The organism is Massilia sp. P2_C2 (assembly GCF_056404615.1).
Map to the genome: position 1 here is coordinate 1 of NZ_JBFUDR010000170.1, position 13,262 is coordinate 13,262.

The 13,262-nt window shown below is 66.4% G+C and carries 8 protein-coding genes; 6 read left to right on the top strand and 2 right to left on the bottom strand.

The window, feature by feature from the left end:
- The first annotated feature begins 54 nt into the window (after positions 1 to 54).
- Both tldD and AC1DYX_RS18955 read left to right on the top strand, forming a co-directional pair.
- Positions 55 to 1,515, top strand: a complete 1,461-nt coding sequence (gene tldD, locus AC1DYX_RS18950) for a metalloprotease TldD (protein WP_477261609.1) — start codon at positions 55 to 57, stop codon at positions 1,513 to 1,515.
- 50 nt (positions 1,516 to 1,565) lie between these two features.
- Positions 1,566 to 2,459 (top strand): hypothetical protein, encoded by an 894-nt coding sequence (locus tag AC1DYX_RS18955; protein WP_477261611.1) that lies wholly within the window; start codon positions 1,566 to 1,568, stop codon positions 2,457 to 2,459.
- Between the two features lie 115 nt (positions 2,460 to 2,574).
- On the opposite strand, the gene AC1DYX_RS18960 is transcribed toward AC1DYX_RS18955, so the two are convergent.
- On the bottom strand, positions 2,575 to 5,439 hold the full coding sequence (locus AC1DYX_RS18960) for a TonB-dependent receptor (protein ID WP_477261613.1): 2,865 nt from the start codon (positions 5,437 to 5,439) through the stop codon (positions 2,575 to 2,577).
- A 448-nt stretch (positions 5,440 to 5,887) separates the two neighbouring features.
- Between AC1DYX_RS18960 and aroG the strand changes: the two genes are divergently transcribed.
- On the top strand, positions 5,888 to 6,949 hold the full coding sequence (gene aroG, locus AC1DYX_RS18965) for a 3-deoxy-7-phosphoheptulonate synthase AroG (RefSeq protein WP_477261615.1): 1,062 nt from the start codon (positions 5,888 to 5,890) through the stop codon (positions 6,947 to 6,949).
- Between the two features lie 219 nt (positions 6,950 to 7,168).
- Here aroG and AC1DYX_RS18970 read toward each other — a convergent pair whose 3' ends face one another.
- The gene (locus AC1DYX_RS18970) at positions 7,169 to 9,940 is read right to left on the bottom strand and encodes a TonB-dependent receptor (RefSeq protein WP_477261617.1); all 2,772 of its coding nucleotides are present in this window, start codon (positions 9,938 to 9,940) and stop codon (positions 7,169 to 7,171) included.
- A gap of 331 nt (positions 9,941 to 10,271) precedes the next feature.
- Between AC1DYX_RS18970 and AC1DYX_RS18975 the strand changes: the two genes are divergently transcribed.
- From AC1DYX_RS18975 to AC1DYX_RS18985, 3 genes are all read left to right on the top strand, one after another.
- On the top strand, positions 10,272 to 11,210 hold the full coding sequence (locus AC1DYX_RS18975) for an ABC transporter permease (protein ID WP_477261619.1): 939 nt from the start codon (positions 10,272 to 10,274) through the stop codon (positions 11,208 to 11,210).
- Positions 11,207 to 12,232, top strand: coding sequence for an ABC transporter permease (locus tag AC1DYX_RS18980; RefSeq protein WP_477261621.1), 1,026 nt, complete (start codon positions 11,207 to 11,209; stop codon positions 12,230 to 12,232). The genes AC1DYX_RS18975 and AC1DYX_RS18980 overlap by 4 nt, the downstream gene beginning before the upstream one ends.
- Positions 12,229 to 13,262: ATP-binding cassette domain-containing protein (locus tag AC1DYX_RS18985; RefSeq protein WP_477261623.1), on the top strand; the 1,034-nt coding region annotated here is incomplete at its 3' end. The genes AC1DYX_RS18980 and AC1DYX_RS18985, both read left to right, overlap by 4 nt.

Below are 13,262 nucleotides of genomic sequence, written 5' to 3' on the forward strand. Positions count from 1 at the left end.
CTACATGAACGGATATGGCACAATGCCCTATCCTTATCAGAAAGACCCGACGCAATGACTCCATTCGAACCGAATCTCTCCTCCCTCGCCGTCGCGCGCGACGTCCTGTTGACGCCATTCGGGCTCGACGAAGGCAAGCTGATCACGACGCTGGGAACCATGTTCACGCATAAGGTCGACTATGCCGACCTGTACTTCCAGTTCACCAAGAGCGAAGGCTGGAGCCTGGAAGAGGGCATCGTCAAGAGCGGCAGTTTCTCGATCGACCAGGGCGTCGGCGTGCGCGCCGTGTCGGGCGACAAGACCGCGTTTTCCTATTCCGACGAGATCTCCCAGGCCGCCCTGCTGGACGCCGCCGCCGCCACGCGCACGATCGCGCGCGCGGGCGCCGGCCGCGTGAAGGTCGCATCCGGCATCCAGCCCAGCGGTGGCCGGGCGCTGTACCTGCCGCATGACCCGCTCGCGTCGCTCGACGCCACCGCGAAGGTCTCCCTGCTGGAGCGCATCGAAAAGATCGCGCGCGCCAAGGATCCGCGCGTCGTGCAGGTGATGGCCGGCCTGGCCGGCGAGTACGACGTCGTGCTCGTCGTGCGCAGCGATGGCGTGCTGGCGGCCGACATCCGTCCGCTCGTGCGGGTATCCGTCACCGTCATCGCCGAGCAGAACGGCCGGCGCGAGATGGGCTCGTCGGGCGGCGGCGGCCGCTACGACTATGCTTATTTCACCGATGAACTGCTGGAAAAATACGCCAGCGAAGCCGTGCAGGCGGCCCTCGTGAACCTGGAAGCGCGTCCGGCGCCGGCTGGTCCGATGACCATCGTGCTTGGCCCGGGCTGGCCCGGCGTCCTGCTGCACGAAGCCGTCGGCCACGGCCTGGAAGGCGACTTCAACCGCAAGGGCTCGTCCGCGTATGCCGGCATGATCGGCCAGCGCGTCGCGGCCAAGGGCGTGACGGTCGTCGACGACGGCACGCTGCAGGACCGCCGCGGCTCCCTCAACATGGACGACGAGGGTAACCCGACCCAGTGCACGACCCTGATCGAGGACGGCATCCTGAAGGGCTATATCCAGGACACCATGAACGCGCGCCTGATGAAGATGCCGGTGACGGGCAATGCCCGCCGCGAATCGTTCGCGCACCTGCCGATGCCGCGCATGACGAACACGTATATGCTGGCCGGCGACAAGGATCCGGCCGAGATCCTGGCCTCGGTCAAGAATGGCCTGTATGCGGTGAACTTCGGCGGCGGCCAGGTCGACATCACGAACGGCAAGTTCGTGTTCTCGGCCAGCGAAGCCTATATGATCGAGGACGGCAAGGTGACCTATCCCGTGAAGGGCGCCACCCTGATCGGCAACGGTCCGGACACGATGAACCGCATCTCGATGATCGGCAATGACATGCGCCTGGACTCGGGCGTGGGCGTGTGCGGCAAGGAAGGCCAGAGCGTCCCGGTGGGCGTCGGCCAGCCCACCCTGCGTATCGACGGCGTGACCGTCGGCGGCACGGCCTGACGGCCAGCCGCACGTTGCGAATGGCACGCGCCTTCGCACAGGGAACGCGTATGTCCCTGGCAGCGCGCGGGCGTTCGCACATTTCGGCCGCTTTGTTCGCGCCGGTGCTGGCGGCCTTGCTCGCGGTGGCGCCCCGGTCGTGGTGCCAGGTGGAGAGCGCGAACGTCGCCACCCGCTTCGGCCCGGTCGAGACGCGGGCCGTCCCGGACGCGGCGCCAGCCCGCTCCGACATCCTGTTCCGCGGCGCGCCGCTCGGCCAGGTCGACGGCGCTGCCGGGCTCGTCAAGCTGTCCGTGCAGGACGATGCCGATTACGTGCTCGTCGATGCATCGATGCCGGATCCGCAATGCCGCCACCGCTTCGTCGTGCTGCGGGTCGGACCGGGCGATGAAGCGACGATGTCGGCGCCGTTCGGCGATTGCCTGACCGCGTTCGGCGCACGCCGTGCGGGCGACCGGCTCGTCATCCAGCTGGCGCAGGAAGACGCGGGGCACGAACGCCCGGGGCACGAGCGCGCCGGACAACCGCAGCGCGACCCGGTCGTACACGAATTCGTGTGGACGTCCGGCCGCATGAAGGAACTCACCAACGTGCTCACCCGCTGCGAAGCGGCGCAGGTCACGGCCGCGTCGCGCTGGACACCGGTGGCGTCTGCCCAGGCAGGACGCGTCGTGACCGGTTCGGGCCGCGCCTGGTTCCATACGGCGCCGGTGGAAGCGTGCCGCCTGCCGGCACTGTTCGTTATTCCGGGCGATGTGCTGACCGTCCTCCACGTCTACGGCGACTATGCCGACGTCGCCTACCGCAATCCGCGCACGGGACGCGAGGCCAGCGGCTGGCTCCGCCTCGACCGTCTCGCCCCTGCCGCGGCGCCCGCAGCAGAGCCTGCCGGCGCGCCGATCGCGACGCCTGTCCCCGACGCACTCAATGACTCCACGCGGTGATAGTTGGCGGTTCCGATATCGCGCTCGAGCACGGAGCCGCCAACTATCACCGCGTGGGCAGCGCATGCATTTCGACTACGCCGCCATCACGGTGGAGCTGCCCACCCTACCTCTCTCAGAWCGAATAGCGCACCCCCAGCGTGTAATAGCGCCCGCGCGCACCCTCGTAGTCGAGCGGATTGTAGGCCTGGGCGCCATAGGTCAGCGGATCGAGTGGCGCGACCTTGTCGAACAGGTTCTGGATCGAGCCGAACACTTCCAGCGCAGGCGTTGGCTTCCAGCGCGCCACCAGGTCGACCGTCGTGAACGACGCCAGTTCGCAGCCGCTCGGCGCATCGGCGCCGTTGGCGAAGGTGACGGCGCAGCCGCTCGGGTCGCCGCGGAAGAAGCGGTTCTCGAGGGGGGCACGGTAGTTGATGTTGAGCGACACGCGCCAGTTCTGGTGGTCCCAGCCGAAGCGCATGTTGAACTTCTCGGCCGGCGTGCCCGTGCAGTTGGTGACGTCGCAATTGCCATGCGTGCCCGCGAATTCGCGCGAGGTGCCGTCCTGTTCCGTGCGCAGCCATTCGAAGATGTGCGTGTACTTGACGTCGAACGTGGCATTGCCCCAGGTGTCCGGCAGGCGGTGGTTGTAGCGCGCGTCGACGTCGAGCCCGCGCACCTTGCTCTGGGCGGAATTGACGTAGCGCGTCAGCACGGCGGTGATCTGGCCCGGATCGCCGGGGATGGCGCTCGCGCTGCCGGGGTCGCGCGCGACGTGGCCGGCGGCGATGGCGGCGTCGACCTGTTCCTGGTTGATCTCGTCGCTGCGCTTGATCTTCCAGTAGTCGACCGAGATGCTCGCGCGCGCGAACGGGTCCCAGATCATGCCCAGCGTATAGCTCTTCGAATGTTCCGGCGACAGGTCCGGGTTGGGCGACGTGATCAGCGCCACCGACGCCGGGTTGCAGCTGCTCGTCACGCCCAGCGCGCAGCGCACGGGGTCGGCCGCGGTCGAGAATGCGGCCAGGCCGCCGGCACCGTTTTCGGCCGGGCTCGGGGCACGGAAGCCGCGTGCGAACGTGCCGCGCAGGGCGAACTGGCGTGTTGGCGTCCATTTCAGCCCGACCTTCGGCGTGTAGGCACTGCCGACGTCGGTGAAGTGGTCGTAGCGCATGGCCGCTGACGCTTCGAGGTGGTAGGGCAGCGGCGCCAGCGCCTCTCCATACAGCGCGAACACGTTGCGGCTGCCGGAATAGGCGGAATAGCCCAGGCCGATGATATTGCCCCGTTCCGTGCCGGTCGTGGGCAGCAGTTCCGTCATCTCGTGGCGGAACTCCGTGCCGAGCGCCAGCCCCAGGTTGCCGGCCAAATAAGGCATGCCGCCGAATTCGCGGGTGGCCTTGAAGTCGATCTGGGCGACCTTGGTGTTGGCCGTGTTGACGATGCCCGGCGACAGGGCGGCGTACAACGCGGGCGAATTCAGCCCGGCGTTTTCGGCGATGCGCCAGTAGGTGCCCGGAGGCAGTGCCGCATAGGCCGGGCTGTGTGCCGTCGCTGCCGCCACATTGGCCGGGGACGGGTCGAGCAGGGCGAAGGCGACGTCGCGCTGCAGGTAGCCCGTCTGGAAATTGTTGACGTGGTTGTGCGAGTACAGCAGGGCCGAGTCCCAGTCCCAGCCATGGTTCGTACCCTTGGCGCCGCCGACCCAGCGGACGAAGTTGGAATCGATGTTGGAGACGCGCGGGCCGACGTCCGCCGCGAGGTAGCGGATCCGTGCCGCCATGCCGAAGTATGGGTTGTCCGGGTGGTCGGGGCCGAGCTGGACGACGGCGTTGTTGACGGGCCCGCCCGGGTAGCCGACCGAGGCGCTGACGGACGATGGCGTCGTCGATGAATCCGTCTGGCTCGTGTACCAGTTGAACTCGCTGTACAGCTGCGTGGTCGGGTTGAACTGCCAGGTGCCGCGCGCGAAGAAGCTCAGGTTTTCCTGCTTCGGCTCGATCTGGTTGTATTGCAGCGACGCGTCGATCAGGCAGCCGCCGCCGGGGTCGCCCTGCGGGTGGTTGGTGAAGTTGGAACAGGCCGCGCCGGGGAACGTACGGGTGAAGCCGGGGGCGAGCAGGTTGCCCCGGTTGTAGTAGTTCGTGAGGTCGTTCGGATTGCGCACGTTGCCGTTGATGGCGTTGCCGGCCGTGCCGGTGCCGGCGAGGATGGCACCCGTGCCGCCCAGCGCCTGGTCGGCCGAATAGCCCCAGTTGCGCAGGTCGTTGCGGCCGATCCAGTCGCGGTCCGAGCGGTCGCGGTACCAGATCTCGTCGAATTTCTTGTACTCGAGGCTGAACAGGAAGTTGTAGCGGTCGGCGTCGAGGCTGCCGATGCCCTTGGTGAAGGCGATGTTCGTGCGCTTGCCGTCCCATTCGGAGCTAGAGCCGCGCGAGTAGCGTACGGCGTTGCCCTGGAAATCGCGGCGCAGGATGATGTTGACGACGCCGGCGATGGCGTCCGAGCCGTAGATGGCGGACGCGCCGTCCTTCAGGACCTCGATGCGCTCGACGGCGTCCGTCGGGATCACGTTCAGGTCGGTGAACTGCTTCTGGCCGTCGTCCGCGAGGCCGTACGGGGCCATGCGGCGCCCGTTCAGCAGCACGAGCGTGGACGCGGCGCCGAGGCCGCGCAGCGAAATGCCGGACGCGCCGGCGGCAAAGCCGTTGCCGAACGTGGTCGGCACGGAACCCTGGTTGTCGACGGCGAGGGTCTGCAACAGCTCGGCCACGGTGGCCTTGCCGGACCGTTCGATGTCGGTGCGGTTGACGGTGATGACGGACGACGCCGTTTCGGCTTCCGAGCGGCGGATGTTCGAGCCGGTGATCTCGACGCGCGGGACCGGCTTGGGCGCGGCTTCCTGGGCCGGCGCCGGCAATGCCAGCAGCGCGAGGCCGAAGGCGCCCCCGCCCGCGAAGAGGCGTCGGATCGTTCGGCATATCGGGGTTTCAGTCATGTCCAGCCTCCAATGCGGTGAGGAATGTCGACCCGGTGTGCATGCCGCCGGGACCCGTTGCAACTTTTGCATCCCGACCGAAGAGGCAACTGACATCTCTCAAGTGTGCTGGGAGAGCGGAAGAGGGTGTCTGGTTGACGCAACCGATCGCCTGTATAGGCAACCGTAACCAACAGATCAAAGGGCAAATAAAGTCTTGCCAACGTCGCCGCAATGTTGTTATAGTCAATCGACTAATCGGAACTCCCAATGCGCCACGCCGTCTTCTTTACCTTTCACTTTTGGTTTAGCCATTCCAGCCCGACGGCGGTGGAGTAGCGGCAGGTTCACGCAGTAACAGAACGAAGTCCGATACAAGATTCCAAAAGACCGCCGAGCTGGCGGTCTTTTTTTTTACGGTTCAGAAATATCAATCACAGATCAGCACAGATCAGAACGGAGAACAGCAATGCCTCGCACCGACGACTTACGCATCCGCGAAATGAAGGAACTGACGCCCCCCTCGCACCTGATCCGCGAATTCCCGGTGACCCCGGAGGCGGAACAGACCGCGTCGCAGGCGCGCGTGGCGCTGCATCGCATCCTGCACGGCCAGGACGACCGCCTGATGGTCGTGATCGGCCCGTGCTCGATCCACGATCCGAACGCCGCGCTGGAATATGCCCGCCGCCTCGTCGAGCAGCGCCGCCGTTTCGCGGGCGAGCTGGAAGTGGTCATGCGCGTCTACTTCGAGAAGCCGCGCACCACGGTCGGCTGGAAAGGCATGATCAACGACCCGTACATGGACAACAGCTTCCGCATCAACGACGGCCTGCGCATGGCGCGCGAACTGCTGCGCGACATTAATGAACTGGGCCTGCCGGCCGGCACCGAATTCCTCGACGTGATCAGCCCGCAATACATCGCCGACCTGATCAGCTGGGGCGCGATCGGCGCCCGCACCACCGAGTCGCAGGTGCACCGCGAGCTGGCGTCGGGCCTGTCGTGCCCGGTCGGCTTCAAGAACGGCACCGATGGCAATATCAAGATCGCCGCCGATGCGATCAAGGCCGCGTCGCAGGCGCACCACTTCCTGTCCGTGACGAAGGGGGGCCACTCGGCGATCGTGTCGACGGCGGGCAATGAGGACTGCCATATCATCCTGCGCGGCGGCAAGACGCCGAACTACGATGCCGCCAGCGTCGAGGAAGCCTGCAAGCAGCTGGCCGCGAACGGCCTCGCGGGCCGCCTGATGATCGACGCCTCGCACGCCAACAGCAGCAAGAACCCGCAGAACCAGGTGCCCGTGTGCGCGGACATCGGCCGCCAGATTGCGGCGGGCGATACGCGCATCGTCGGCGTGATGGTCGAGTCGCACCTCGTCGGCGGCCGCCAGGATCTCGTGCCGGGCAAGGAACTGACGTACGGCCAGTCCGTCACGGACGGTTGCATCGACTGGGAGACCAGCATCGCCGTGCTGGAAGACCTGGCGGCCAGCGTGCGCCAGCGCCGCCTGCGCGACGACGCCTGAGCCCGTTCGTGGTGTGTGTGCGTCACGCGTGGGCACGTTTCATTGGATTGATGCCCCCGGCATCAATCCCCCCCGGCCTCAAATGCCCACCCTACAGCCCGGTAGGGTGGGCGGCCCTCCGCCCACGCGCGACGTTCGCAATGCGTTGGCGTTACGTTAAAAAAACCGCCGCCGGCCTCGCAGCCGGCGGCGGTTTTTTCATGCTTCGCGATCAGCCGATCAGAACTGGTAACGCACGCCCGCCTTGAAGAAGCGGCCGATGGCGCCGCTGGCGTCCATCGGGTTGTAGCTCATGCCGCCGTAGGTCAGCGGATCCAGCGGTGCGATCTTGTCGAACAGGTTCTGGATCGAACCGTAGATCTGCAGCTGCGGCGTCACCTGGTAGCGGGCCGACAGGTCGATCGTCGTGAACGACGCCAGGCGGCAGTTGCCCGGTGCCGGCGACTTGTCCGCGAACTGCGAGGCGCAGATGTCGCCCGCGAAGTACACGTTCTGCATGTCGGCGCGGTAGTTCGCGGTCGCGGTCACGTTCAGGTTCTGGCGGTCCCAGGACAGCGTGGTGCTGATCTTGTCCTTCGGCGTGCCGGCGCAGTCCGACGTGTCGCAGTTGCCGTGCGTGCCGGCGTACTGGTAGCGCGTGCCGTTCTTCTCGGCGCGCACCCACGATGCGACGTGGGTCCAGGTCAGGCCCACGGTGGCGCGGCCGTAGTCGCCCAGGCGGAAGCGCTGCTTGACGTCCAGGTCGACGCCCTTGACCTCGGTGAAGCTCGAGTTCTGGTATGGCGCCTTCGACAGCAGCAGCGTGCCCGTGTTCGGGATCGCGACGCCGTTCACGACCAGGTTGTTGTCGTTGCGGACGGCGGTCGGCAGGGCGGCGGCTTCCACGTACGACAGCGGGTTGATCTCGTTGGAACGCTTGATCTTGAAGGCGTCCAGCGACAGCGCGGTGCCGTCGAACGGATCCCACACCATGCCCAGCGTGTAGCCTTTGGATTTCTCCGGCTGCAGGTTCGGGTTGCCGACCTTGACGGCGCCGATCGAAATCGCGCAGTCGGCGGCGGTGGCGCCGCCGGCGGCAGGCGTGCCGCCCGGGCAGCGGATCGGGTCACGCACGGACGAGCTGCCGGTGCTCTGGCTCGACGGGCTGAATTCGGCCGGACCCGGGGCGCGGAAGCCTTCCGTGTACGTGGTGCGCAGCGCGAACGTCTTCAGCGGCGTCCATTTGGCGCCGAACTTCGGCGTGGTCGACGAGAAGTCCTTGTACTTGTCGTAACGGACGGCGGCGTTCAGCTCGACCGTCTTGATGACCGGTGCGGCCACTTCGAAGAACACGGCCGACACGTTCTGGTCGCCCTTGGCGGCCACGTACGACGAGTTGATCGAACCGTCCGACGTGCCCGACAGCGACGGGTYGTCCAGCGACTGGTGGCGGTATTCCGCGCCGACCGCCAGGCCCAGGGCGCCGCCCGGCAGCTGCATCAGTTCGCGCGAGGCCTTGAAGTCGGCGATGTCCAGCTGGGTGGTCGAGTGCGACGTGGCGTTCGTGACCATCGCGGCGTACAGCGAGGCCGGGTTCTTGCTGGCCTGCGTGCCGATGTAGTACGGGAAGTACTTGCTGGTCGGATCACCCAGCGCGGCCTGCAGCACCTTCATGTTGATCATGTTGCTGTAGTTCAGGTCGAGCGTCGACTGCGAGTGCGTGAGGCCGGTGTCGAAGTCCCAGCCCGCCAGCGTGCCTTTCAGGCCGACCACGACGCGCTTGAATTCGTTGTCGGCCGAGCGCGTGCTGGGACCGACGTCGAACATCGAGTAACGCAGGCGGACGGCGGCGCCGTACGGGTTCTGTGGATGCAGGGGCGATACCAGGATCGCGTTGCCGTAGTTGATGACGCCGGTCGGGCTGGCGGCGTTCGGCGGGAAGGCGATGGTGCCGCTGGTCGACGGCGGGGTCAGCGTGAATTCGGTGTCGCGCTTCGAGTAACCGGCTTCGGCGTAGAACTGCAGGTCGCTGCTCAGGTTCTTCGTGAAGCGGGTGTAGAAGTTCATGCCGCCGATCTTCGGCTGCATCGAACGGAACTGGTCCTGGTACCACAGGCAGCCGCCGGCCGGGTCTTGCGCGGTGGTGACGGAGAACTGCGAGCAGCCCGGCAGCGAGACGTAGTTGGTCGTCTTCGGATCGCGCAGCGCGCCGGTCGGGGTCGGGCTGGACGCGCCCGGGGTGATGTAGCCCGCGGCGAACTGGGTGTTGGCGGGATAGCCCCACGGACGGATGTCGCCGTGGCCGATCCAGGCGCGGTCCGAACGGTCCTTGTTCATCAGCATCTCGTTGCCGTAGAACTCGGCGTTGACCATGACGTTGTAGCCGTCTTCGTCCAGGTGGCCCTTGCCCCAGGTGAGGGAGGCCTTGCCGGTGCCGGCGTCGCGGTAGCGCGATTCGCCCGCCTCGGCCTTGAGCACCGTGCCGACGAAGTCCTTGCGCAGGATGATGTTGACCACGCCCGCGATCGCGTCGGCGCCATAGGTCGACGAGGCGCCGTCCTTCAGGATCTCGATGCGCTCGACCGCTTCCATCGGGACGGTCGACAGGTCGGTGAAGCTCTTCTGGCCGTCGTCGGCGCGCGCGAACGGTGCCATGCGGCGGCCGTTCAACAGCACGAGGGTGGAGGTGGCGCCCAGGCCGCGCAGGGAGATGGCGGTCGAGCCGGCGGCGAAGCCGTTGCCGAACCCGGTCGGCAGCGAACCGGCGCCGTCCGACGTCAGGGTCTGCAGGTATTCCGCGACGGTGCCCTTGCCGGACTTGGCGAGGTCTTCACGGCTGACCACCTGGACGGGCGATGCCGTCTCCGCGGTGGCGCGCTTGATGCTCGAACCGGTGATTTCAACACGCTGGATCGGCCCCTGGGCGTCTTGCGCCACGGCCGGTGCAGCGCCCATTGCCGCATAGGCGAGGGCGAGCGTCACTGCTTGTGCGATTGCTTTCTTTTGATGCATTACTACTCCAAATGGGGCTTCGATGGTGAGGTTGAGCATCGAGCGTTCCCAATTCCGCATATTTTTGGTATGCACATATTGAACCGGGAAAAGCTCGCGTGTGGGCTCTCTCGGTTTGGCCAAAAATCCATAATTAAATTTTGGCAACGCATCAAACCATTGGACGACGCAATATGTCAATACGATGACATTACGTATTGCGTAAACGCCACAGATGGTGTTTCCCTCAGGTTATGCCCCCATGAAATCTTTTCCCATTCGGGCRGCGCATTCTGGTCTATAGTTCCGAACGCGCCGCGTGACGGTGCGTTCGATGAATCCGGGAATCCCGATGTTTGCTTATATCCTGCGGCGCCTCTGGCAAATGCTGCCCACGATGGCCGGCGTCGTCGTGCTGGTGTTCGTGCTGTTCAACTGGGTCGGCGGCGACCCCTCGTACCTGTTGGCGGGCAAGATGGCCGACGCCCGCGCCATCGCGAACATCCGCGCCCAGCTGGGGCTGGACGATCCGTGGTACGTCCAGCTGGGCATCTTCGTGAAGCAGATCGTGACGTTCGACTTCGGCAACGCCTGGGCGACGGGCGAGCCGGTGTCGCACATCGTCACAAGCCGCCTGGGGCCGTCGCTGACGGTGCTCGTGCCGCTGACGGTGCTGGAGACGACGATCGGCATCGCGCTGGCGCTCGCCGTCGCATTCGTGCGCGGCTCGCTGACCGACCGCCTCGTGATGGTTGCGTGCACGGTCGGCATGTCGATTTCGATCCTGGTCTACATCATCGTGTTCCAGTATGGCCTCGCGTACAAGCTGGGGCTGTTTCCGGTGCAGGGCTGGGGCGAGCATTTCACGGAAAACCTGCTGCGCTATGCCACCTTGCCGATCCTGATCGGCCTCGCGGTGTCGCTGGCGCCCACCTTGCGCCTGTTCCGCAGCTTCGTGCTGGACGAAGTCGGGCAGGACTACGTGCGCACGGCGCGCGCGAAGGGCCTGCCGGAGCGCCGCATCGTATGGGTGCACGTGCTGCGCAACGCGGCCATCCCCATCATCACCTACGTCATGGCGAACCTGCCCGCGCTGCTGATCGGCGCTTTCCTGCTGGAGCGCTTCTTCGGCATTCCCGGCATCGGACGCGAAGTGATCCTCGCCGTCGAACGCAGCGACTTCCCCGTCATCAAGGCGATCACGGTCTACGTCGCCTTTGCGACGATGGTGTTCAACCTGCTCGCCGACCTGATGTACCAGGCCGTCGACCCGCGCGTGCAGCTCACATGACCGGGCCGGCACCGCATCATCCGGCCGTCTCGCCCGGCCTGTGGACGCTGGCCTGGCGGCGCCTGCGCGCCGACCGCGTCGCGATGGCCTCGCTCGCCGTCGTGTGCCTGTTCCTCCTGTCCGTCCTGCTCGCGGCGACGGGCCTGGTCGCTGCGGACTGGGAAGACGAGGTGGCCGTCAACTACGCGCCGCCGACGTTCGTGGGGCCCGATCCCGCGCTGGCCGCGCTCGCGCAGCCGCAGCGTCCGGTGCCGCCCAACGCGTTCGATCCGCTCGCGGCCGATATCGCCCGGTTGCAGGCGCAGCTGGCGCATCAGGGTCATGCGGCGCATGCCGCGACGCGGACCACGCTGCCGTTCGGCGCCGACAAATGGGGCCACGACGTCATCAGGAAGACGATCAAGGGCGGCCAGACGTCGATCGTCGTGGGCCTCGTCGCCGCGTTCGTCGCCGTGGCGCTGGGCACGCTGTTCGGCGCGCTGTCCGGCTTCTACGGCGGGCGCGTGGACGACCTGTTCAACTGGTTCTACAACGTGTTCACGGCGATTCCCTCGATCCTGATGATCCTCACCGTGGCCGCCGTGCTGCAGACGAAGGGCGTGCTGACGATCGTGCTGATCCTCGGCCTCACCGGCTGGACCGGACCGTACCGCCTGATCCGCGCCGAGTACATCAAGCACAAGGCGAGGGAGTATGTGCTGGCGGCCGACGCCATCGGTGCGTCCGGCTGGCGCAAGATGTTCGTGCACATCTTCCCGAACGTGTCGCACGTGGCGCTCGTGCAGATGTCGATCCTCGTCGTCGGCTTCATCAAGGCCGAAGTGATCCTGTCGTTCCTCGGCTTCGGCGTGCCGGTGGGCGTCGTCTCCTGGGGCAGCATGCTGAACGAGGCGCAGAATGAACTCATCCTCGGCRAATGGTGGCAACTGACGGCGGCCGCCACTGCCATGGCAATCCTGGTCACGGCGTTTTCGCTGTTCGCCGACGCGCTGCGCGATGCGCTGGATCCGAAACTGAAATGAGCGACGTGACTCTACTCGAGGTGCGTGACCTGCGCGTGTCCTTCCGGACCGACAGGAAGAATACGTTCGAGGCCGTGAAAGGCATCTCGTTCAGCCTGCCGCCCGACGCGACCGTCGCCCTCGTCGGCGAATCGGGCAGCGGCAAGTCCGTCAGCTCGCTCGCCGTGATGGGGCTGTTGCCGCCCGAGACGACGATCATCCAGCCCGGCGCGTCGATCCGCTTCGAGGGCCGCGAGTTGCTCGACCTCCCGCTCGCCGAGCGGCGCCGCCTGTGCGGCAAGGACATCGCGATGATCTTCCAGGAGCCGATGTCGTCGCTGAACCCGGTGTTCACGGTCGGCTTCCAGATCGGCGAAGTCCTGCGGCTGCACCTCGGCATGGACAAGCGCCAGGCGCGCGCGCGCACGCTCGCGCTGCTGGAGGAGGTGGGCATCCCGGATCCCGCGCAAAAGATCGACGCCTACCCGAGCCAGATGTCGGGTGGCCAGCAGCAGCGCGTGATGATCGCGATGGCCATCGCCTGCGAACCGAAGCTGCTGATCGCGGACGAGCCGACGACGGCGCTGGACGTGACGATCCAGAAGCAGATCATGGAACTGATCGCGAACCTGCAGAAGCGGCGCCGCATGGCCGTGCTGTTCATCACCCACGACCTGGGCCTCGTCGGCGAGATCGCGGACCGCGTGATCGTCATGCGCCACGGCGAGGTGCGCGAGGAGGGCGACGTCGCGCAGGTGCTGGGCGATCCGCGCGACTCTTACACGCGCGCGCTGCTGCATTGCCGTCCGAAGCTGGACGCGCGGCCCGTAAGGCTGCCCGTCATCGACGACTACATGCAAGGCCGCGTCGACGTGGCCGCTTCGCTGCCGCAGCGCACGCGCGGCTACGGGCCGGGCGACGAGGACATCCTGGTCGTGAACAACCTCGCCAAGAGTTTCTACGTGCACGAAGGCCTGTTCCGCAAACGCGAATTCAAGGCGGTGAAGGACGTGTCGTTCACGCTCCCGCGCGGCAAGACGCTGGGTGTCGT